This is a genomic window from Actinomadura graeca (genome assembly GCF_019175365.1).
GTDB classification, from domain to species: Bacteria; Actinomycetota; Actinomycetes; order Streptosporangiales; family Streptosporangiaceae; genus Spirillospora; species Spirillospora graeca.
In genome coordinates this window covers 5,927,493-5,948,356 of sequence record NZ_CP059572.1, presented here as the reverse complement: position 1 = coordinate 5,948,356, position 20,864 = coordinate 5,927,493, and the positions used below count along the sequence as shown (strand labels likewise).

The 20,864-nt window shown below is 70.4% G+C and carries 24 protein-coding genes; 8 read left to right on the top strand and 16 right to left on the bottom strand.

From position 1 onward, the window contains the following. Window positions 1–49 precede the first annotated feature (49 nt). From ygfZ to AGRA3207_RS26320, 3 genes are all read right to left on the bottom strand, one after another. Window positions 50–1,033: a CAF17-like 4Fe-4S cluster assembly/insertion protein YgfZ gene (ygfZ, locus tag AGRA3207_RS26330; protein WP_231329690.1), complete on the bottom strand. Its 984-nt coding sequence runs from the start codon at window positions 1,031–1,033 to the stop codon at window positions 50–52. Window positions 1,034–1,043: 10 nt separating this feature from the next. Further along, window positions 1,044–1,460, bottom strand: a complete 417-nt coding sequence (locus tag AGRA3207_RS26325) for a Fur family transcriptional regulator (protein ID WP_231329689.1) — start codon at window positions 1,458–1,460, stop codon at window positions 1,044–1,046. Between the two features lie 348 nt (window positions 1,461–1,808). After that, window positions 1,809–2,294, bottom strand: a complete 486-nt coding sequence (locus tag AGRA3207_RS26320; protein ID WP_231329688.1) for a heme-binding beta-barrel domain-containing protein — start codon at window positions 2,292–2,294, stop codon at window positions 1,809–1,811. 205 nt (window positions 2,295–2,499) lie between these two features. Between AGRA3207_RS26320 and AGRA3207_RS26315 the strand changes: the two genes are divergently transcribed. The 3 genes from AGRA3207_RS26315 to AGRA3207_RS26305 all read left to right on the top strand — a co-directional run bounded on the left by AGRA3207_RS26315 (window position 2,500) and on the right by AGRA3207_RS26305 (window position 4,483). Next, window positions 2,500–2,862 carry a DsrE family protein gene (locus AGRA3207_RS26315; protein WP_231329687.1) on the top strand — a complete coding sequence of 121 codons (363 nt, stop codon included), beginning with the start codon at window positions 2,500–2,502 and terminating at the stop codon, window positions 2,860–2,862. A gap of 136 nt (window positions 2,863–2,998) precedes the next feature. Further along, window positions 2,999–4,018, top strand: a complete 1,020-nt coding sequence (locus AGRA3207_RS26310) for a TerC family protein (protein ID WP_231329686.1) — start codon at window positions 2,999–3,001, stop codon at window positions 4,016–4,018. A gap of 135 nt (window positions 4,019–4,153) precedes the next feature. Continuing rightward, window positions 4,154–4,483, top strand: a complete 330-nt coding sequence (locus AGRA3207_RS26305; RefSeq protein ID WP_231329685.1) for a hypothetical protein — start codon at window positions 4,154–4,156, stop codon at window positions 4,481–4,483. A gap of 19 nt (window positions 4,484–4,502) precedes the next feature. On the opposite strand, the gene AGRA3207_RS26300 is transcribed toward AGRA3207_RS26305, so the two are convergent. The 3 genes from AGRA3207_RS26300 to AGRA3207_RS26290 all read right to left on the bottom strand — a co-directional run bounded on the left by AGRA3207_RS26300 (window position 4,503) and on the right by AGRA3207_RS26290 (window position 6,994). Next, window positions 4,503–5,075 (bottom strand): YdeI/OmpD-associated family protein, encoded by a 573-nt coding sequence (locus AGRA3207_RS26300; RefSeq protein ID WP_231336395.1) that lies wholly within the window; start codon window positions 5,073–5,075, stop codon window positions 4,503–4,505. Beyond that, the gene (locus tag AGRA3207_RS26295; RefSeq protein ID WP_231329684.1) at window positions 5,075–5,482 is read right to left on the bottom strand and encodes a VOC family protein; all 408 of its coding nucleotides are present in this window, start codon (window positions 5,480–5,482) and stop codon (window positions 5,075–5,077) included. The genes AGRA3207_RS26300 and AGRA3207_RS26295 overlap by 1 nt, the downstream gene beginning before the upstream one ends. Before the next feature lie 90 nt (window positions 5,483–5,572). Beyond that, a complete protein-coding gene (locus AGRA3207_RS26290) occupies window positions 5,573–6,994 on the bottom strand; it encodes a serine/threonine-protein kinase (RefSeq protein ID WP_231329683.1) in 1,422 nt (473 codons plus the stop codon). Window positions 6,995–7,291: 297 nt separating this feature from the next. Between AGRA3207_RS26290 and AGRA3207_RS26285 the strand changes: the two genes are divergently transcribed. Beyond that, a complete protein-coding gene (locus AGRA3207_RS26285) occupies window positions 7,292–9,235 on the top strand; it encodes an ATP-binding protein (protein ID WP_231329682.1) in 1,944 nt (647 codons plus the stop codon). 251 nt (window positions 9,236–9,486) lie between these two features. On the opposite strand, the gene AGRA3207_RS26280 is transcribed toward AGRA3207_RS26285, so the two are convergent. The 6 genes from AGRA3207_RS26280 to AGRA3207_RS26255 form a co-directional block, all read right to left on the bottom strand. Next, window positions 9,487–9,594 (bottom strand): DUF397 domain-containing protein, encoded by a 108-nt coding sequence (locus AGRA3207_RS26280; RefSeq protein ID WP_338028221.1) that lies wholly within the window; start codon window positions 9,592–9,594, stop codon window positions 9,487–9,489. Between the two features lie 97 nt (window positions 9,595–9,691). Then, window positions 9,692–9,871, bottom strand: coding sequence for a DUF397 domain-containing protein (locus AGRA3207_RS26275; protein WP_231329681.1), 180 nt, complete (start codon window positions 9,869–9,871; stop codon window positions 9,692–9,694). Window positions 9,872–9,901: 30 nt separating this feature from the next. Continuing rightward, entirely contained in the window at window positions 9,902–10,087 is a 186-nt protein-coding gene (locus tag AGRA3207_RS26270; RefSeq protein ID WP_231329680.1) for a DUF397 domain-containing protein, read from the bottom strand. A 25-nt stretch (window positions 10,088–10,112) separates the two neighbouring features. Further along, a complete protein-coding gene (locus AGRA3207_RS26265; RefSeq protein WP_231329679.1) occupies window positions 10,113–10,298 on the bottom strand; it encodes a DUF397 domain-containing protein in 186 nt (61 codons plus the stop codon). A 9-nt stretch (window positions 10,299–10,307) separates the two neighbouring features. Further along, window positions 10,308–10,505 carry a DUF397 domain-containing protein gene (locus AGRA3207_RS26260; protein WP_231329678.1) on the bottom strand — a complete coding sequence of 66 codons (198 nt, stop codon included), beginning with the start codon at window positions 10,503–10,505 and terminating at the stop codon, window positions 10,308–10,310. Continuing rightward, window positions 10,496–11,326: a helix-turn-helix domain-containing protein gene (locus tag AGRA3207_RS26255; protein WP_231329677.1), complete on the bottom strand. Its 831-nt coding sequence runs from the start codon at window positions 11,324–11,326 to the stop codon at window positions 10,496–10,498. Before AGRA3207_RS26255 ends, AGRA3207_RS26260 begins: the two co-directional genes overlap by 10 nt. A 145-nt stretch (window positions 11,327–11,471) precedes the next feature. Between AGRA3207_RS26255 and AGRA3207_RS40140 the strand changes: the two genes are divergently transcribed. Both AGRA3207_RS40140 and AGRA3207_RS26245 read left to right on the top strand, forming a co-directional pair. Continuing rightward, window positions 11,472–11,870: an ATP-binding protein gene (locus AGRA3207_RS40140; RefSeq protein WP_338028220.1), complete on the top strand. Its 399-nt coding sequence runs from the start codon at window positions 11,472–11,474 to the stop codon at window positions 11,868–11,870. Then, complete coding sequence (locus AGRA3207_RS26245; protein ID WP_231329675.1) at window positions 11,849–12,232, top strand: hypothetical protein; 384 nt, start codon at window positions 11,849–11,851, stop codon at window positions 12,230–12,232. The genes AGRA3207_RS40140 and AGRA3207_RS26245 overlap by 22 nt, the downstream gene beginning before the upstream one ends. Before the next feature lie 60 nt (window positions 12,233–12,292). On the opposite strand, the gene AGRA3207_RS26240 is transcribed toward AGRA3207_RS26245, so the two are convergent. The 3 genes from AGRA3207_RS26240 to AGRA3207_RS26230 all read right to left on the bottom strand — a co-directional run bounded on the left by AGRA3207_RS26240 (window position 12,293) and on the right by AGRA3207_RS26230 (window position 14,554). Next, a complete protein-coding gene (locus AGRA3207_RS26240) occupies window positions 12,293–12,466 on the bottom strand; it encodes a DUF5670 family protein (protein ID WP_231329674.1) in 174 nt (57 codons plus the stop codon). A 131-nt stretch (window positions 12,467–12,597) separates the two neighbouring features. Beyond that, entirely contained in the window at window positions 12,598–13,314 is a 717-nt protein-coding gene (locus tag AGRA3207_RS26235; RefSeq protein ID WP_231329673.1) for a type 1 glutamine amidotransferase, read from the bottom strand. Continuing rightward, entirely contained in the window at window positions 13,304–14,554 is a 1,251-nt protein-coding gene (locus AGRA3207_RS26230; RefSeq protein ID WP_231329672.1) for a Mur ligase family protein, read from the bottom strand. The genes AGRA3207_RS26235 and AGRA3207_RS26230 overlap by 11 nt, the downstream gene beginning before the upstream one ends. Window positions 14,555–15,031: 477 nt before the next feature. Between AGRA3207_RS26230 and AGRA3207_RS26225 the strand changes: the two genes are divergently transcribed. Beyond that, the gene (locus AGRA3207_RS26225; protein ID WP_231329671.1) at window positions 15,032–16,510 is read left to right on the top strand and encodes a hypothetical protein; all 1,479 of its coding nucleotides are present in this window, start codon (window positions 15,032–15,034) and stop codon (window positions 16,508–16,510) included. A 636-nt stretch (window positions 16,511–17,146) separates the two neighbouring features. Beyond that, the gene (locus AGRA3207_RS26220; RefSeq protein WP_231329670.1) at window positions 17,147–17,815 is read left to right on the top strand and encodes a hypothetical protein; all 669 of its coding nucleotides are present in this window, start codon (window positions 17,147–17,149) and stop codon (window positions 17,813–17,815) included. 55 nt (window positions 17,816–17,870) lie between these two features. Here the strand turns inward: AGRA3207_RS26220 and AGRA3207_RS26215 are convergent, their stop codons facing one another. Beyond that, the gene (locus AGRA3207_RS26215; RefSeq protein ID WP_231329669.1) at window positions 17,871–20,855 is read right to left on the bottom strand and encodes an ATP-binding protein; all 2,985 of its coding nucleotides are present in this window, start codon (window positions 20,853–20,855) and stop codon (window positions 17,871–17,873) included. Window positions 20,856–20,864 lie beyond the last annotated feature (9 nt).

Genomic DNA, 20,864 nt, shown 5'->3' with positions numbered 1-20,864 from the left:
GGTTTGCCCCGTCTCCACCTGAAACAGGCATCCCAGCGGTGTCGCGGGATCAGGCGCGACCTGCGGGACGTCGACGGAGGGTGATCTGGGCGTTCGCGCCCGTGTCCGGCGACACCACGACCTCCTGCGCGGCGGCGATCCCGGACGCGAGCAACTCGCCTTCCACCGGCACGTTCCGCTTGACGAGCGCCAGGGCGATGGGACCCAGCTCGTGGTGCCGCGCCGACGAGCCGACCACGCCGACCGTCCGGCCGCCGGGGATCTCGACCGGGTCCCCCTGGGCGGGCAGCCGGTCGACGCTGCCGTCCAGATGCAGGAACACGAGCCGGCGCGGTGGCCTGCCGAGGTTGTGGACGCGCGCGACGGTCTCCTGCCCCCGGTAGCAGCCCTTGTTCAGGTGGACGGCGGTCTCGACCAGGCCGACCTCGTGGGGAATCGTCCGGTGGTCGGTGTCGCGGCCGAATCGGGGGCGGTACGCCGCGATCCGCAGCGCCTCGTATGCCCAGATGCCTGCGGGACGGACATCCGCCGGGAAACCGTCCGCGCGGGGGACGATGCGGGTCTCGGTACCGGCTACGTCCGGCCACGCCAGGCCCCCGTCTTGGGGCGGCCCTGTGATGACGGCGTAGTCGGCGGACACGTCGGCGACCTCGACCCGCAGCATGAACCGCATCCGGTCCAGGAAGTCCACGAGGGACGGGGCCGTGCCGGGCTCCACGTGCGCCCAGACGGCCTCACCGTCGTCGATCAGGTACAGGTGGTGCTCGATGTGCCCGTTCGGGCTGAGCAGGAGGGCCTCGGTGGGCTCGAACGGCTTCAGCACGTCCAGCCGCTGGCTCAGAAGGCTGTGCAGCCAGCTCAGCCGGTCCGGCCCGGAGACGCGGACGACACCGCGGTTGCTCCGGTCGACGAACGCGGTACCGGCTTCGAGCGCCCGCTGCTCCTGCGTCGGCTCCCCGTAGTGCGCGGCGACCTCCTGGTCGGGCGCATCGGCGGCGACGGCTCCGGGCGACTGCAGAAGCGGGCTCTCCATGAAGCCCAGACTATGCGCCCCGGCAGTCCTTGCACCGCCCGTAGACGGTGAGGTGGTGCACGTCGGTCTCGAACCCGAAATCGCGCTCCAGCCCGTTGGCCAACTCCGCCGCCGCACGCGGATCGACGTCCTCGACCGTGTGGCAGCCACGGCAGACGAGGTGGATGTGCTCGGCGTTCGCGGCCAGGTGGTAGTTGGGCGGGCCGTGCCCGAGATGGGCGTGCTTGACCAGTCCCAGCTCCTCCAGGAGCTCCAGCGTCCGGTAGACGGTGGAGATGTTCACACCGCGGGCGGTGCGCTGCACCTCGGTGCAGATCTCCTCAGGAGTCCCGTGCTCGAGGTTGGTGACGGCCTCCAGCACAAGCTGACGCTGCGGCGTGACCCGGTACCCCTTGGCGCGCAGCTCCTCCTGCCACGACTCGACCATGCAACGAGTGTATGCCGGATGAGATCGCCGGAAACTCGCTTGCCTCGTCCGGAGGGGCTCACATAACGTGCGGGTACGCGCGAAAGGAGGTGGTCCAAGAAATGGTTGATTTCAGGACTCGCGAGGTGGCTGTCCGCTAGTCGCCGTTCCGCCTCGGCGCCGCCGCCCCAGGCGGCGGCAACCGGTCGCGACGGTGACCGGCGAATCCCAGGCAGTTACCCGGTCCCCGGACTGATGGACCCGTCCTGTCCATCCCCCGCCCCATGCGGGAAGGTCCGGGGATCGCTCATTTCCGGGGACGGATCGTCCCCGCGGCGGAGACGGGTCGGCGCCACGGCCCGTCCGGGTTCAGGCGACGCGCTTGAGCTGGGCCGAGAGGTGGGACTGGAGCTTCTGGCCCATCGCCGCCATGTCGTAGGCCCAGCCCAGATCCTCGCCGATGAGGCCGTAGAGGCGCGTCCCGGCGGTGACCTCCTTGGCCGACTCGGTGCGGGCCACGACGTCGGTCTGCAGCTCGACCCGGTTGAAGGCGACGTTGCCGACGTAGATCTCGACGATCCCGGTGGGGTGGGCCAGGGTCATCTCGACCTGGTGGTCCGGACGCGGCCTCCAGTAGCCCGTCTCGGTGGCGAGCGGCCGCCCGAGCGTCCCGTCCTTCTCGATCATCCAGGTGCGGCTCGCGTAGATCAGGAAGGGCTTCCCGATGTGGGTGAAGGACATCTCCTGCCCGAAGTTGAAGTCCTCGATCGTGGGATAGCCGCCGACGCCGGCGCCCTCCCACGTGCCCAGCAGGAACTTCAGAGGCTCAAGGTCCGGGTGCAGCTCAGGCTCCATGGGGACCGAGCGTAGCGGCGCAGGGCGCCTTCCCGCGCGAAGGGAATCGGGGCCCGTGGGCGGCGTCCGCTACTTCAGCCGCCCGAGCCGGATCACGAGCAGGACGGCCGCCACCGCCACCAGTCCGAGAACGAGGACCAGAACACCCGCGTTCACCATTCCGCTCACGCCACGGGATGGTACCGCCCCGGCTAGAGTTCCCTGTATGGCGAGACCTCTGGTGATCAAGGTGACCGCGGGGGCGGACGCCCCGGAACGGTGCAACCAGGCGTTCACGGTGGCCGCCGCCGCGGTGGCGAGCGGCGTGCCCGTCTCGCTCTGGCTGACCGGTGAGTCGTCCTGGTTCTCCCTGCCGGGCCGTGCCGAGGGGTTCTCACTCCCGCACGCGACCCCCTTGGAGGATCTGCTCTCGGTCATCCTCTCAGCCGGGCAGGTGACCTTGTGCACGCAATGCGCGGCCCGGCGGGACATCGGCCCGGACGACGTGCTGCCCGGCGTCCGCATCGCCGGCGCGCCGACGTTCGTTGAGGAGATCTCCTCCGAGGACGTGCAGGCGCTCGTCTACTGAGCCCGGGCCGGCTGAGCCCGGGCTCCCGGGCCAGGACTGTCACCCGGATCCGGCGGTGCCCGCCGCTCCCCCGGGTTGATCTGGTCCAGAACGGAAATGAGTCCGCCGAAGTCCCGTCCTCTGGGGAGCCGCCGGCATGGTCGACATATCCGCGTGGGCCTGGGCCGCGACGATCGGGCTGATCGTCGTCCTGTTCGTCTTCGACCTGCTGGTGGCCGTGCGGCGGCCGCACGCGGTCGGCCTCGGCGAGGCCACCTTCTGGTCGGTCTTCTACGTCGCCGTCGCCGTCCTCTTCGGGCTGGCGGTGTGGGGTCTCGGCGGTTCGACCGCGGGGACGGAGTACTTCTCCGGCTGGATCGTCGAGAAGAGCCTGTCTATCGACAACCTGTTCGTCTTCGTCATCATCTTCTCGCGCTTCGGGGTACCCGAGCAGTACCAGCAGAAGGCGCTGCTGTTCGGAATCGCGGCGGCGCTGGTGCTGCGGACGATCCTCATCGCGGTGGGCGCCGCGGCGATCAGCCTTTTCTCCTTCACGTTCCTGTTCTTCGGGCTGGTGCTGATCTGGACGGCCGTACAGCTCGTCCGCCACCGCAAGGAGGAACCCGACGTCGAGGACACCTGGCTCGTCCGCCGGGCCCGGCGGATCCTGCCGGTGAGCACGGACTTCCACGGCGGGCGGATGCTCGCCCACGAGGACGGCCAGCGCGTGATGACGCCGCTGCTGCTGGTGTTCATCGCGATCGGGAGCACCGACCTGCTGTTCGCCCTGGACTCCATTCCGGCGGTGTTCGGCGTGACGGAGGAGCCGTTCATCGTCTTCTCCGCGAACGCCTTCGCGCTGCTCGGCCTGCGCGCCCTCTTCTTCCTCATCGAAGGGCTCCTGGAACGGCTCGTCTACCTCTCGATCGGCCTTTCGCTGATCCTGGCGTTCATCGGGGTGAAACTGATCCTGCTGTTCCTCCACGAGGACGTCAGCCACTCCATCCCCGAGATCCCGACGCCCCTCTCCCTGTGCGTGATCCTGCTGATCCTGGTGGTCACGACGATCGCGAGCCTCCTCCGCGTCCGCACGCACCCGGACGAGCGGGCGCAAGCAGGCTCCCTCCGCAAACCCCGCAAAAAGTCACGCTCCGAAGAGGAGTCCAAGGCTCCGTGAGAGGAGCCGTCAGGGAGGGGCGACCCGCCGCACCCGCTCTGGCACGACGCCACATTCGGCCATGCGCGCCGTGGTCGCCTCGGCATCCCTAGGGCCGGGCATAACGACGCCGTCACCTCGAAGCGGGAGGAAGTCATGTTCTTAGGCACCCTGGGCGGGCTCGCGATCTCCGTCTTAGCCATCACACTCCCCTACCAGACGGACCTGGTCGCCGAGTTTCCGCCGGAATTGCTCTTGGGCATCTCGCCCGGGATTTCGATGACGCTGCTGGTCGGGGCCTTCATCAAGATCCGGGGCACCTTCGCCTTGAGCGTGACGGCCATGTTCGGCTCGCTCGCCGGGGCCGTGGGCGCCCTGTTCAGCGATCACATCGTCTACAGCCCGATCTTTCTCCTCTGGGCCGTGCTCTTCTTCGTCGGCCAGTACGTCGCTTTCCATCGCAACCTACGCCGTGACGCCCTGTAAGGCGTGGACCGCCGTCCTTTCACCGAGTGCTGCCGGGCCGGTCGCGCTTCTGATCATCTTCGCGGAGCGCGCGGATCGTCCTCTGGAGCCGGGCTTCGCGTCCGGATGTGGTTCTGGCTTTGAGCAGCGGGAGGATCAGCTGGTAGCGGCCGGTCTTGCCCAGCGCGTCGAAGCGCGCGGCGGCGTCCGGGTGGGCGGCCAGTGCCGCGGCCAGGTCGGGAGGGACGGTGGCCTCGCGCTGGGCGGTGTAGGCCGCCGCCCACCGTCCGTCCGCCTGGGCGGCGGCGACCTCCGCGAGGCCGGGCGGCCTCATCCGTCCGGCGGCGGTCAGCGCCTCCACCTTCTCGACGTTCACCCGCGACCACGGGCTGCCCTTGCGGCGGCGCGAGTAGCGCTGGAGGTACCCGTGCTCGTCCAGGGACTTGCGCTGGCTGTCGATCCAGCCGTAGCAGAGCGCCACGTCCAGGGCCTGCGCGATCGTCACCGAGGTCTCCTCCGCGCCCTTCTTGGCGATCCTCAGCCACACCCCGCCCTCGTCCTCGTGGTGCTCGGCCAGCCACGACTCCCATTCGGCGGCGTCCGCGAAGCGCATCACCGGCCCCGCACCTCCAGGTAGTGCCGGTTGTGCATGATGCCGAGGACGTTGCCGAACGGATCGACCACGGACGCGGTGACGAACCCCGGGCCGTGCTCGGTGAGCGGCTGGTACTGCTCGGCGCCCATGGACAGCAGCGTGTCCAAGGTGCCCTGGAGATCGTCCACGTGCCAGTGCATGACCGCCCCGCCCGGACCGGACGCCGCGCCGGGCGCCCGGAACCGGCCGTCGATCAGGCCGAGCTCGTGCTCCTCGTCCCCGACGCGGAACTCGTAGTAGGCGGTCCGCCCGTCCGGCCCGGCGCGGTCGAAGTAGGGCTCGATGCCCAGGAACTCGGTGTACCAGCGCTTGGCGGCCTCCAGATCGTGCGCCCAGAAGCTGGTGGTGGCAGGTCCTCGCAACATCGCGTGCTCCCTCTCGTCGTGCTGACATCCACAACGCTAGGGGCCCAATAGGTCAGTGAACGTCCTAGTAGGACGCCGATTTCTGATCCTTCAGCCGGCCGTGACGTCCTTCAGGGTCTCCTGGCACTGCTTGGTGCGCGGGTCGTCGGGGCCGAAGAGGCGCAGCAGCGGGCCGACGATCTCCAGCAGGAGCTGCCGCGCGTGCTCGCTCCGTCCGAGCAGGTGAAGGCAGGTGGCCGCGAGGCAGCGGCTGTCGACGGCGTCCTCGTGGTAGGGGCCGAGGACGCGCGAGCGGCCGTCCGTCACGTACAGGAGGCCGGGCAGCGCCTCCGCCGTGCGCCCGAGGCCGACACGGACGGCGGCGATCAGATGGTGGACGTTCAGCGTGGTCGGGTGCTCGGGCCCGAGCAGGCCGATGCGCGCGGCGAGGACCTGCTCCGCCAGCGGCAGCGCCTCGACCTCGCGGTCCAGGTAGTACAGGGTCGCCGCGACCAGGTAACAGCTGGTCAGCGTCTCCTCGTGGTCCGTCCCGAGACGCCGCGTCCTCTCCGCGAGGACGCTCTGGAAGAACGGCAGAGCCCCGGCGTAGTCCTTCGCGCCGAAGAGTTCGAGGCCCGTGCGGTGCCATTCCTCGACGGGGGCCTCGGACGTGCTCGAAGCCCGGCCCGCACCGGACGGCCGAAGGCGCAGCAGGACCGTCTCGGCGTCCGGGACGCGGTCCGCGGGACGTTTGGCCAGCAGGTTCAGGACGAGCTCGCAGAGTTCCGCGGGCAGGTCGGGGCGGATCATGCGCGGGTCGTCAGGGGTCTTGTGCAGGTGGTGGTAGAGCAGCGCGCTGAGGCCCTTGCCGCTGGGGAACGGCGGGCGCCCGGTCAGCAGCTCGTAGAGGACGCAACCCAGCGAGTAGAGGTCCGTCCGCCCGTCGACGGCGTGGCCTTCGAACTGCTCGGGGGCCATGTACGCGGGTGTTCCGAGCGAGCTGCCGCCGGTGAGGTTCGTCGAGGTCTCGGCGAACCGCGCGATACCGAAATCGCAGATCTTGGTCCAGCCGCCGTCCGCCTCGATGAGGTTGGACGGCTTGACGTCGCGGTGGACCACACCGCGCGCGTGCGCCGCGCCGAGCGCCGACGCGACCTGCGCGGTGATGTGCACAGCCCGCGCGAGGGGCAGCCCACCCGGGTGCTCGCTGAGGACCCGCCGCAGGTCACGCCCGTTGAGGAGCTCCATGACCAGGAACAGCAGCGGGCCGTCCTGGTCGATGTCGTGCACGACGGTGATGCCAGGGTGTTGTAGCCCGGCGGCAAGCTGCGCCTCCCGGCGGAACCTCGCGACCAGCGCGGGGTCGGTGTCGTCGCTCAGCGGCAGCAGCTTCACGGCGACGGGCCGATCGAGCCGCAGGTCGACGGCCCGCCACACCTCGCCCATCCCGCCGCGGCCGAGCGGGCCGTCCAGCCGGTACCGCCTGCCCAGCTCCCGGCCCTGCCGCACCATGAACGCCTCGACCACGCCCATACCCACCGATCACGCTGTCGCCCGCCTGCGGCGCGTCCGCCACCAATGCCCCGAAGGTATCGACCCGGAGACGCGCCGTGGGCAAGAAGGCCCGACCGGTTCTACCGGGCCAGGGGAACCCGCGAGGACGACGGTGAGCTTACGGTCGCGCAGCCGTCTCCGCACTGCCAGAAATCCCCCACAACTGTCACCTGTCAGGAAGGCTTTGACCCGACCCTCCAGTCGCCGTGTCGATCGGCGCCGCTGGAGAATCTTCCGAGAGCCAAGGAGCCTTGGCCGATCTGCGATAGTGACCTGATGCGCACGGTGCACATTGAGGCTCGACCTGATCACCTGCTGCGACTCGCCAGGCTGAAGGACCCGCTGGGGGCGGTCGCAGAGATGATCTGGAACGCCCTTGACGCCGAGGCTTGCAACATCGTGGTGGACGTCGAGGTCAACGAGCTCGGCGGGGTCGAGTACGTGAGCGTCGACGACGACGGCCACGGGATGCCCCACGCCTCGTGCGGTGACTACTTCGGGCGACTGGGCGGGTCGTGGAAGAGCACTGCGAAGGTGTCCCCCAAGCTCCGGCGTGGCCTGCATGGACGCAGCGGACAGGGTCGGCTGCAGGCTTTCGCGTTGGGCGAGCAGATCCGCTGGGTGACGACCGCACTCAACGCGGTCGGACGACGGGAACGCACAACGATCAGCGGCACCATCGACTCGCCCGCGGACTTCACCGTGTCCGAACCCGAGACCGTCGACGACGGTGTTCCGACCGGCACGAAAGTGGAGGCTTCGGCGCCCGCCGGATTCGCCGGACGTCTGACTGAGTCCGGGACACGTGACCAACTGACGTCGGTGTTCGCTCCGTTCCTGACAGCGGCTCCCGACGTGACCATCACCTACATGGGTCAGGCCCTCGACCCGTCGACCGTCTGGGTGCATACAGCCGAATACCAGGTGGCGTGTCCGAACGGAAAGGTCGAGGGCCCACCTGGTCCGGTGCTGCGGATCATCGAGTGGCCGCAGGACGTGGGACGGGCGCTGGCACTGTGCGATTCTCACGGGGTGGTGCTGGCCGAGCTGCCGGCGGGCATCCAGGCCCCGGGTTACCACTTCACCGCTTATCTGATGTGGGACGGGTTCAGCGACCGGCGCGACACGCTGGAAATCGCGGAGATGGACGACGATCTCGCCGGTCTCGTGAACGCGGCCCGTGATGCGCTGAAGAAGCATTTCCGCGAGCGGGACCGGGAGCGGCGGGCCCGCTTGATCCAGGAGTGGAAGAACGAGGACGTCTACCCCTACCGGCGCGAGCCGTCCGAACCGGCCGAGGCAGTCGAAAGGCAGCTCTTCGACGAGGTCGCCACGACGGTCGCGCGGCGGCTGCCCAAGGCCGTCCAGAACCGCCGGACCACGCTACGGCTGCTACGCGAGATCGTGGCACATGATCCCAGTGGCCTTTACCCCGTGCTGGACGAGCTGTTCCGGCTTCCGCAATCGGAGCAGGACGACCTCCGGCGGCTGCTCCAACGCACCAGCCTTTCCGACATCATCCGGGCGACGACCGAGGTCTCCGCGCGCCTGGACTTCATCGCCGCGCTCAAGCAGATGGTCTTCGATCCGAAGACCAGTAGGACCGTCAAGGAGCGGAGCGAACTGCACAAGATCCTCGAACGGGAGACGTGGGTGTTCGGCGACGCCTACGCGCTCATGGTCAGCGATCGGAGTCTCGATACCGTCCTCCAGCGTCATCTCCAGGCGCTGGGACGGCACCCGGTGCCCGAGCAGGTGTCCCCCGTCCTCCGGGAGGACGGCAGGAAGGGCATCGTCGATCTGCTGCTCGGCCGTGCAGTTCGCGGCAGCTCTGGTAGAGAGCACCTGGTGGTGGAGCTGAAGGCGCCGACTGTGAAGGTAGGCCAGGCTGAGGTAGGGCAGATCAAGAGTTACGCCGAGGCCGTCGTCAGCGACCACCAGTTCGCCGACACTGGGGTGAAGTGGGATTTCTGGGTCATCTCGACGGCGATGGACAACGTGGTACGCCGCGATGCCACCGCCCCCAACCGTCCGCCGGGCTGCATCGCCGAGTGGGAGGGTGGCGTGCGGATCTGGGCACGCACGTGGGGAGAGATCATCGACGATTGCGAAGAGCGCCTGTACTTCTACCGTGAACGCCTCAACCACGACCCTGCCACTGACCATGCCGTGGACTACCTGCGCCGCGTCCACCACTACGCCCCCAAGGCGCTGACCTAGTACGGCAGCCGGGGGTCGTCATGACTTCGGTTGGGCCTGGTTCGTCATCACACCACCCCGAGACGAGCCGACGGGCATCACACCTGCTGATCCGACGCCGCGCTAGCGTCGGCGAGCTGGCCTTCCACCGCTGCTGCTCGCCGCGACCGGTGTGGGGTTGCCCGCCCTCGTACGCGTCCCCGGGATCCGCTGGTCAATCGAAGCCTGCTTCCAGACTGGCAAGCAGCGGTGCAATTATTGAAAGGTACCGGTCAGCGGCCCCTGAGTACCTGGACGAGCCGTCCGAACCCGTCACGGCTCACCACCAGCACACCACCACCAGGATCCTTGCTGTCGCGAAATGCCACGACATCCGACATCGCGGCGACCTCAACACAGTTGTCTCCTGACTCATTACTCCGCGAGGACTTCCGCCACCCCGTCTACTCGGATCCATCAGAACCCCTTGTGAACGACCTATAAAGACTTGAGGATTCCTGTGAAAACGAGGAAGTCGCCGCGGCTGATATGGATTTTGGGGCCGTCGGGATTCCTGCTGTCACGAATCGCAATGACACCACGAACAGACGCCAACTCCACGCACGCACCGCCGTTCTCGCCGCTCCATGCCGACTTGCGCCACACCACCTTGCCCACGCCCATCAGAGTGCCGCCCTTCGAAACCGGCTAGAGAGATCTAATGATCTCTGCAAATTGCCGAAAGTCATGGTGACCGATGAAGAGCTTGGGGCCCTCGGGATCTTGGCTGTCGCGAACGGCGATCAAGTGGGTGACACGGGCGAGCTCAACGCAGTTGGAGCCGTCTTCCTTGCTCCGAGAAGCCCTGCGCCATGCGGCCTTACCTCGGTCCATCCGAGTGCGTCCTCTCCGGAGGCTGCTAAAGATCCTTGAGGGTGTCTGTGAGATCGAGGAAAGCGTTACGGCTGATGGGGATCTTGAGACCGTTGGGATCTTTACTGTCCCGGAAGACGACGACGCTCGCAATGGCGGCGAGCTCAACACAGTTGTCGTTCTGAACCGTGCTTCGCGAAGCCTTGCGCCAGACTGCCTTGCTCAGGTCCATCGGTGACCCTTAGGAACCTAGTTGGAGAGACTTAAGGATTCCGGCGAAGTGACGGAAATCGTTGTGATTGATGAGGAGCTTGGGGCCGTCGGGATCTTTGCTGTCCCGGACCACTACGACGCTCGCCACACCGGCGACCTCAACACAGTTGTCGTTCTCCACCGTGCTGTGCGATGCCCTGCGCCACCGCGCCTGAGTCAGGTCCATTTCTCCTCGATCACCTTTCTGATCAGCGCCCGCGTGTCCCTCACGTTGAGCGCCTCTGCCTGGAGGCTGGCGAACCGTTCGTGCAGATTGGCCGCGTCCGCAGGATCTGCGCTGGTGACACCACCTGTCGCGCTGACTATGTATGCGGCCTCGCTGTGATCTGCCTGGGTTGCGATGGCGAAGGCGGCCCTCGCCTCCTCTACGTAGACGGTCGGGAGGATCTGTAGTCGGATGCCGTCAACGTACGACAGTTCGAGCAGGAATTCCAGTTGCTCGCGCATGACGTCCGTCGAGCCGACCTGCCTGAACAGAACGTTCTCCTCCAGCACGACGAAGATCTTCGGCGCCGGGTCGCTCATGACCTGCTTCTGCCTGCTCATACGACTGGCGACGTCGTCCGGATTCTTGAGGATGACGGTCGCGTACGCCTCGGTCTGGAACAGGCCGTTCACGATGTGCGTCTCGTAGACGCGGATCAGGTTCGCCGTCAATTCGACCTTTGGGAAGACAACGAAGTAGGCGGCGTACCGGATCGACTTGATCGCTTCTAGCAGCTCGTTCCACGCTTGGATGATCTCCCCATTCGCGCGGAGCGCGCCGTCCAGGCGGTTGGCGAAGTCAAGGCGACACCGGGTCTTGCCCCGTTCAACGTGGCTGATGTAAGCGCGTGAGACGTGTACCAGTGCGGCCAGCCCTGTCTGGTTGAGTCCCGCCGCCTCGCGTAACCGCCTGACCTCCGCACCGAAGGTCCGCAGCTCAGGACTGTTCTTGCTCTTGCTACCCGTCTCCGCCATTTCGATCACCCTCTCGGGCGTAACCATCGAGCTAACAGCCGCTAGCGCAATACGAGTGGTTTCGCGGTCACCAGCTAACCTACGCCCTCTGATGGCTTCATGGTGACCGTTCGATGACAGAGGGTGATCGCTCTTGGATCACCGGCCATCCGATGCTGGAGAGGGTCTGCCGATGGCAGTAGTGGGTCTCGTGCCGGAGCCGACGGCTCTTGTGCTTGCGTCTTCTGAGCGGGCGCCTGGGTGTGCGCGTCGCTTCCTGTGTGCGCGGTTCCGGGAGTTGGGGGTCGCCGACGACTACGTCGGGCGACTCGTGGTTACCGAGTTGGTTACCAACTCCTACAAGCACGTGGGGCTCGGGCACATCGTTGTGCGGGTCGTCTGTGAGGAGCGGGGCGGGGTGGTCCGGATCGAGGTGTGGGACGAGGGGGGTGGGCTGCCCGTGGTGCGGCCTGCGGACGACCAGGCCGTCAGCGGGCGCGGGCTGCCGCTGGTGATCGCGCTCGTCCAGGAGTGGGGTGTGCGCCCGTTGCTTGAGGAGGGGAAGGTCGTATGGGTTCGCTACGCGCCTTGAGCGGCTTGGGTGGGCGCCGCCAGCGATTCGTGTCGTGGTGGGGGCGTGCTGCTGCCATCGGGCACCTGGATCTGCTCGCGTCCGCGCTCACGGCCAAGGGGTACCGGTGTGTGAAGCTGTACCGGGCCGAGGAGTTCGCCGGTCGGCCGTTGTTGCTGTGGGTCTTCGGAGTGAGCCGGGCCGACGGGGTCAGGGTCGCTGTGATCGTCCACGCCGCGCGTCGCGGGATCTGGGCCTACTACCAGGCCGGACACCATTCCTACGAGCAGCACGGCTATCTGGCTTCCTGCGACGATCCCAGGGCTGCCGCTGAGAAGGTCGATGCCATCTTCAGGTATCGGATGCTTCCCGCCGCTTTCTGAGCTGGTCGGGAAAGCTGTTGGCCCCGTCCCGCAGGGGCGGGACGGGGCCGGGTGGAGGGTCTACCAGCGGTACCAGCGGCCGCGTCGGCCCGAGGGGCCCGTGCTGCGGGCGACGAAGCCCACCAGCCAGAGGACCAGGACGACCGCTGCAACGATCCACAGGACCTTCAGCGCGAAGCCGATTCCGAAAAGGAGCAGCGCCAGCACCAGAACAAGAATCATCAACCAGGGCATGAGGTCCCCTCCTCGCATTTCGTCTCGGCGCCGAAAGTCCCCACAAGGCGTCGATTGATGCACGGCAAAGGTCACGGTTGCGAATCATTGCGTTCCGCGCCCTTGGCGATACTCTGCGTGAGGGGTTTCGGTCAGCTCAGGACGGCGTTGAGGCGTTCCTCCCGGAGGCGGCCGGCCCACGAGTCGTCGATGGGCTGGAGCTGGTGCCCGACGGCCCAGGTGAGCAGCAGGTCGGCGAGGCCGGGGTTGCGGACGAGCGCCGGGCCGTGCATGTACGTGCCGAGGACGCGGCCGCTGTAGGCGCCCTCGAATCCGCTGCCGTCACCGTTGCCGATGCCGGAGACCACCTTGGCGAGGGGCTTGGCGCCGGGGCCGATGCTGGTGGCGCCCTGGTGGTTCTCGAAGCCGGTGATGCGGGGGACGTTCAGCTCCGCCGACACGTCGCCGACCACCTCGCCCACGGCGCGGTTCTGGCCACGGCCCGAGTGGATGTCGAGGATGCCGAGGCCGGGCACCGGCTGGCCCTCCTCGCCGCCGAACTCGTGGCCGAGGATCTGGAACCCGGCGCAGACGGCGAAGACCACGGCGCCGCGCTGGGCGGCGGTGTTGAGGCCGCCGTCGGCGCGCAGCCGCTGCGCGGCGAGGATCTGCGGGCGGTCCTCGCCGCCGCCGAGGAGGTAGATGTCGCCGTCGGTGGGGACGGGCTCGTCCGAGCGCATGTTGACCGTCTCGGTCGTGATGCCGCGCAGCGCGGCGCGGCGCTCCAGGACGATGGTGTTGCCCTGGTCACCGTAGGTGCTGAGGAGGTCGGGGTAGATCCAGACGATCTTGATTCGGTCAGACGACACGGCCGTACCTCGTTCGGATGTTCTGGAAGGCGGTGTAGTTGGCGATCACGTCGAGGTGGCCGGGCGGGACCGCCATGACCGCCTGGTCGATGTCGTCCACGAGGGTGAAGGCGACCTCGGCGGCCTCCAGGCGGGCGGCGAGGTCGATGCGGCGTTCGCCCGCCACCCAGACGGGGCGGCCGCGCAGGATGCGGTAGTCGACGTCCCACAGCCAGGACGTGTCGCGGCCGTCGGGGCCCTGGGCGTTGATCGACAGGGCGACGGGGCCGGGCGCGGGCTGCAGGACGTCGAACGCCTCCAGCCAGCCGGCCGGGTTCTTCGACAGCAGCAGCCGGATGCGGCGTCCCTCGTGCTCGACCGTGGTGTAGCGGCCCGCGACGGACTTGACCTCGGCGAGCAGCGGCAGCGCCTGCTCGGGCGGGACGCCGAACCGGGCGACGACCGCGAGCGCGACCAGGGCGTTCGAGCGGTTCGCGCGGCCCGGCAGGGACAGCCCGGAGAGCGGGAGGACGCGTCCGTCCGGGGTCGTGATGTGGTCGCCCTTCAGCGTCCAGTCGGGACGCGGGCGGGCGAAGTGGCACTGGCGGCAGCGCCAGTCGCTGTCCTCGTCGGTGTCCTGGCGGTCGAGGGGACCGCCGCACTCGGGGCAGCACCAGGAGTCCTCGCGCCAGTGCTGGCCCGCGGCGACCCACGTGACGCTCTTGGCGGTGGACGCGCCCCAGGTGACGAGCGGGTCGTCGCAGTTGGCGATGACGTGGCTCTGCGGGGACGCCTCCAGCGCGCGCCGCCACTTGCCCGCGAGCAGCCAGATCTCGGCGGCACGGTCCATCTGGTCGCGGCTGAGGTTCATCAGCGCGACGACGTTCGCGCCCGTCTCAGCGAGGACCATCGGGACGTACTTCTCGTCGCACTCCAGCACGCCGTAGCGGGCCGTGGGCGCGGACGCGAGCGCGGACACGTGCCCGGTCGGCATGTTCGCGCCGAACGCGTTGGTGGCGACCTCTCCCAGCGGCGTCATCGCCGAGGTGATCAGCCGGGTCGTCGTCGTCTTGCCGTTGGTGGCGCTGACGAGGACGAGCTTGCGGTCCTTCGCGAGCCTGGTCAGCAGTTCGGGGTCGAGCCGCAGGCCGATCCGCCCGCCGATCACCGAACCGTCCCCGCGGCCCGCGATACGGGACATCCTGGCGGCCGTACGACCGAGCGCGACGGCCAGCTGCGAACGCAGCGGAAGATCGCTCATTGACTCCGTCTTCTCTCAATGCACCGGGGCTTCGAGCCTAGAGTCTGTCTCAAAGTGGCCTCCGCCGTCACCGCGAGCCCGTCGCCCGGCCGGTGGGACGAAGCCGGAGGCGAGCCCCGCCGGGCCGACCGCGAAGCGATGCCGCGCTCGCGCGTTCCGGGAATGGAGTACGCACAGCCTAGCCGCTGGACGGGGCGCTCGCGCGCGGGCGGGCGTGCGGGCGACACGGCCTGAAATGCGACGAGCGTCACAGGCGATCGTGTAAACCGGCTGTGGCGATGTTGACCGGTACCGATGTGTCGTGATTCGGTGCGACCCCCGGTGCGGTGAGGGCAGATTCCCATCCACGCGTCCTAGAACGACGTCACCCACTACTTTTGTCGGGAGCCCTGCGGTTTGCGGGGGAAGAGGCGCCCGTCCGGAGGCGGGCCGGAATCGCTGGCGTGGGCGAAGCGGCGACAAGGCGAGGTCTGAGCGATGCAGTGTCCGACGTGCGGTTCCAACACGCCCGGGACGCTCGGCAAGTGTTCGAACTGCGAGGCGCCGATCGACGTGTACTCGGTCGGGCCGGCCGCTCCGCTGGGGGCGCCGCTCGGCGCGCCGGCGCGCGAGGCGGCCGCCGACGCCCTGGGCGACCGGACGATGATGGTGCCGCCGCCGTCGTCGTGGTCTCCCGAACCGGCGTCCGTGAGCACGCCGCCGCTGGGCGCCCCGCCCGTGCCGCCCGTACCGCCCGCTCCCGCGGTCCCCGCGCCGGGGACGCTCGCGCCCGCCGACTCCGAGTCGACCGCCGCGTGGACGTTCGACCCCGGCGCCGACTCCGGTGGTTACGACGCCCTCCAGTCCGGTGGTTACGACAGCCTCCAGTCCGGTGGCTACGACACCCTCCAGCCGTCGCAGCCGTCCTGGATGGGCGGTGTGACCCCGCCCCCGACGCCGATCCCGGCCGCGCCCGCGGTCCCGGCCGCGCCGGAGCCCGCGCCGGAACCGGAGTCGATCGTCCCGGAGTCGTGGTTCGCGCAGCCGCGCAAGCCGCAGGAGCCCGAGGCCGAGGCGACGCAGGTGTGGACGCCGCAGCCCGCGCCGTCCGACCAGGCGTGGGGCGCGCCGCCCCCCGTCCAGGCGCCGGCCACGATGGCGGACGCGACCGCGCTGGACGGCGCCACCCAGTTCGCCCCAGGCCCGATGGGCGCCCCGCCCCTGGACGCCCCGATGGGCGCCGTCCCCCTCGGCGGCGTCCCCGACCAGGGGACGGCGATGCTGCCCGCCGGGTCGGCCGGGCAGGGCGGCCCCCCGTACGCGGGCTACCCGGGCCAGGGCCCGGCGCGCTCGGGCGGCGGGACGAGCAAACCGCTCCTCGTCGTGGTGTCCGCGCTGGTCACCGTCGCCATCGCGGCGGTGGCGTTCGTGATGTGGCCGTCGGGCGGTGACGGCAAGGGGACGGCCAAGTCCTCGCCTACGGCGCACTCCAACACCAAGGTCGCGCAGACGAACAAGATCCCGAACGCGGCGCGGCAGCAGGCGGGCGCGATGAACGCGGTGCTGAACGCGAGCGTCGACACGCGCCGCGTCCTCGCCGGGGCGCTCGGGCAGGCCCGCACCTGCAAGGACCTGCCGCAGGCGATCCAGGGCTTCCAGACGGTCGCGCAGCGCCGCCAGAACCAGATCCGCCGGACCAAGAACCTCAAGCTCGACAAGCTGTCGAACGGGGAGCGGCTGCGCGCCTCGCTGAACCAGGCGCTGGCCGCCTCCCTCCAGGTCGACCAGGTGCTGCTCCAGTGGGCGCAGCGCAACCAGGCCAAGTGCAAGGGCAAGCCCCGCCCGGACGCGGCGCACGTGCCCGGCCGCGCGGCCGCCGAGAGGCGCGCGACGCTCTCCAAGCGGCAGTTCGTCGTCCTGTGGAATCCCGTGGCCAGGAGCACCGGCCAGCCGCAGCGGAGCTGGCAGCGCGTCTGATCGGGCCGATCACGGACGCGTTGCGACCTGGGCGCGGGCAGTCCGCGCGCGGGGACGGCGCGTTATCCTCGCACCGGTGATTCTCAGGGGTTAGGGGACGGTATGCGGTGCCCGGGCTGTGGTAGCGACACCACTCCGGCGTTGCCTCGGTGCACCCGGTGCAACGCCCCGCTGGACCAGGCGTCCGGCGGAGGGGACACGACCGCCCGCGACCCGTCCGAGGAGGGCGGCGCACCCGCCTCCTTCGGCCAGGACCCGACCGCCCGCGGGCCTTTCGGCGAGGAGGCGACGACCCGCGACGTCGAGCCGTCGAGCTTCCCGCCGCCGAAACCGCCCACTCCGCAACCCGCGACACCGCCGCGGCCGGCCCCTCCGCAGCAGGCGCCACCGGGTCCCGGATCCGAGGGCCCGGGCTCCACGTCTCCGGCCCCGGGGCCGACGGGACGCCTTCCGTTCGGGCAGGGGAACACGCTCGGCGCGGGCCCCGTCCCACCGGCCGGGCCGCCCGCCGGGCCGCACGGTCCGGGGGCGGGACCGGCGCCGGGGCCCATGCCGGGTCCGGTGCCGCCGCCCTGGGCGCCGTCGCCTCAAGAACCCATTCCGTGGCCGCCCGCCCCGGCCGACCACACGACGCCGATGCCGCCGTCCGGGGAGACCTCGATCCCGCTGTCGCCGGAGCCCTGGGCGGAACCGGCCATGTGGCAGCCCCCGGCGCCCGCCAGGAAGAGCAAGCGGCCGTACCTGCTGGTCGCGGCCGGGATCATCCTGCTCGCGGGGATCGCGCTCGGGATCGTGCTGTGGCCGGGCGGGTCGGGGCCGGCCACGAACAACGCGGGCGCGCAGCAGACCCCGGGGCTCACCGGCGAGACCGCGAGCGACTCCCCCAGTGACCCGCCCACCGGCTCCGGCGACGAGCTCTCCGAGCAGGCGGGGGCGGTGGACGGGCTGCTCAAGGAGATGTCGGGCACCCGCTCCGACCTCGGCTCGGTGGTGGAGGCGGGATGCGGGACGACCGGGCTCCAGCGCATCCGCGACCAGCGCCAGGAGCAGCTCGGCAAGGCGCGCGCGCTGGAGGTCGGCGCGTTCGACGACGGCGAGGCGCTCAAGGACGCGCTCGTCCGTGCCCTGGAGGCATCCGTTCGCTCCAACCAGCGCTACCTGGACGCCTCCCCGGGATGCCCGTCCGACGACGAGGTCCAGAGCATCAACCAGGAGGCCAGCGACGCCAAGACCGAGTTCATCCGGCTCTGGACGCCCATCGCCGAGCAGGCCGGCCTGGATCCCCGCAGCGAGGGGCAGATCTGACCGGGGCCGGTCACTTGTGGGGGGACGACCCCCCACACCCCCCGGAACGGGCCGGTCAGCCGGTCTCCGGTTCCGGGGCGGTGAGGAAGGGCAGGGCGGCCGACGGGTCCTCGAAGGGGTCGATGAAGCGGTCCGCCCAGCACAGCACCGGTTCCAGCCACGGGCGGACGCTCATCGTCCCGGCGACGTGGTCGATCCGCTCGTCCTCGTCGAGGCCGAGCGCGACGACCGGCAGGTCGCGGAAGAAGCCCGCGTGGTCGTCGTCGCCGTACAGGGCGGTGAGGGCGAGGGGCCGGTTGCGTTCCAGCTCCATCGACAGCGGGTGGCGGCGCAGCGCGCGGAGGCGGTGGCCGAGCCGGGCGTCCGGCGGCTGCTTGAGGCCGGGCAGCTGGTAGTCCAGCGGCGGCGCCGGGGCGTGCTTGTCAGGGGCGCCCTCGCCGTGGGGGAAGAGGCGGTCCAGCTCGTGCAGCCACCGCACCTGCGGGATGACCCACGCCGGGCCGGGCGCCGTGCCGGAGGCGCCGCCGCCGAGGAGCCGCTGCGCGACCTCCGCGGCCGTGCCGGTGAGCTCGGACGGCGGGTAGGCGGTGCGCAGCGCCCGCGAGCGGCGGGACACGGCGCGTTCCAGGACGGTCGCGAGCGCGCACTCGCGGAGCCTCGGCGACAGCCGTGACCAGCCCCGGGCCAGGTCGGGCGGGACGGCGGGCAGCGGGCGGTTGACGACGTGGGCGAGGACGAGCGTGTCCGCCCACAGCCGCAGCCAGCTCCAGTCGGGGCTCACCGCGACGAGGTCGGCCTCGCGCAGCTCGTAGAGGGTGCAGGCGCGGCCGGAGCGGCACTCGCAGCCGCAGGCGGCCGAGCGGCGGCCGTCCACCGGGGGCGGCGGGCCGGGCAGCTCGGCCTCGCGGCCCTCGCCGAGCGGGACGCGGACGCGCAGCGGGCGGTCCATGCCGTCGGCGAACACGGCGGCGACGCCCGGGCGCAGCGACACGACCTCGCGGGACTGGTCGTCGTCCAGGTTCATGGCCGCGCCGACCTGGTGCCGGTCGTCGTGCGCGGGCAGCCGGTGCACGACCTTCAGCGCCGTGTTCTTGATCACGTCGGGGACGAGCTTGGTCGGGATCTGCTCGGCGACGATGATGCCCTCGCCGTACGCGCGGATCTCGGCGAGCATCCCGGCGAACAGCTCCACGGCGTGCGAGCTGGTGCGCTCGGGGCCGCGGTTGCGCAGCAGCCGGTGCGCCTCCTCGATGACGATGACGTGCCGGAGCGCGGGGCCGCCGGAGCGGTCGCGGCGCCGCTCCCGCATCCGCAGGTGCTCGACGATGCGGATGATCAGCGTGCCCATGAGGAACGCCTTGTCCTCGTCGTTGGCGACGTCCTCGATCGCGAGGACGATGTTGTCGCGGAGCATCCCGCCGATGTCGGCGGGATGGCCGCCCTCGAAGAACCGCCCGGCCGAGCCGATGCGCAGGGAGCGCAGCCGCACGTCCACGAAGCCCTGGACGTCGGCCATCAGCTCCCGGCCGTAGCCGACGTCGGAGATGACCTGGAGCGCCGCGTTCTGGAGCTGCTCCAGCGTCGGGACGGCGGGCTCGATCAGCGACCCGGGCACGCCCGCGCCGGTCACCACGTCCCAGCCGTTGGTCTCGTACACGCGCTGGAGGGCCTGCGCCATGATCTGCGGGAACGGCTCCTCGGCGTCGAACGCGGCCTGGAACAGCGCCCGGACCATGTCGATGTGCGCCTGCACCGGGTAGCCGGGCTCGGGCGCGAGCGGGTTCACCGACAGCGGCACCGACGCCGGGTCGGACGGGTTGACGACCGTCACCGGCCCGCCGAGGTCGGCGATGCGTCCGGCCATCGCCGCGTACTCCGACTTGGCGGGCTCGATCGCCAGCCACGGGATCCCGGCGCGGGTGAGCTGCTCCAGCAGGTGCCGGACGGTCTGCGACTTGCCCGCGCCGGTCGCGCCGGTGACGAACACGTGCCGGTTGATCGTGGAGCGGGGGACGGTGAGCCGCCCGACCTGCCGGTCCTGGCCGTCCAGGATCGCGCCGAGCTCGATGCGCGCCTCGTCCGCCCGCGCGGGCGGGCCGCCGGCCGCGGCGCCTCCGGCGACGGCGCCGGCGGGCGCGTCGGTCTCGGACGTCACGTCGAAGTACCCGGCGTCCAGGACGCGCAGCCCCGGCACCTCGCGGCGGGGCAGGCCCGCGAGCGCGGCGAGCGCCCCGGCGGTCGCGATGAACGGGAAGCGCTGCTCCGACTCGGCCGCCGGGCGCAGCGGGGCGGGCTCGGCGCCGGGCCGCAGCATCTCGCCGAACGAGCCGCTGCCGTGCCCGGACCGGAGCCGGTACGGGTGGTGGCCGAGCTCCATGGACCCGACGAGCACCGGCGCGATCTGCCCGAGCTCCTCCTGGGTGGCGGCGCCCGCGACGACCCGGACCCGCCAGAGCCCGGCCTCGCGGAACGCGTCCAGCTCGGTGAGGCGCTGGTCGGCGCGCGTCACCGACAGCCGCGCCTGCTCGTCCTCGCCGCGGCGCAGCATCCGCAGCTCGTGGTGCAGCTCGCGCATCTCGGCGTCGATCAGCCGCTCGTCGCACGGGTCGGCGACGACGAACCAGCCGAACGGCCGCTCCATCAGCGTGACGAGCGTCGACTCGAACAGGCCGGGCCCGGCGTCGGCGGCGCCGACCTGCGGGGCGAGACGGCCGGGGCAGCGCGTCCACGCCATCCGCGCGGCCTGCCGCAGCCACCGGTCCCCGGCCGGAACGCCGCGGGCGCCGCTCGGGAACAGCAGCCCGTGCGCCTCGCCCGGCGCGACCCCGGCCGCCGCCTCGGGGCCGCCGATCGGCCCGGCGTTGGTGATCAGCTCCAGCGGCGCGCCGCCTCCGGCCGACAGCCAGCCGACCACGAACGGGCGGCCGAGCCGAGCCGCCGACAGCGCGGCGGGGAGCACGCTGACGAAGTCCCATTCGGCGGACGCGGCGCGCTGCGGTGCCGGGATCGCCTGGATCCGGTACCAGGGGCCGGGCAGCACGGGCGGCTC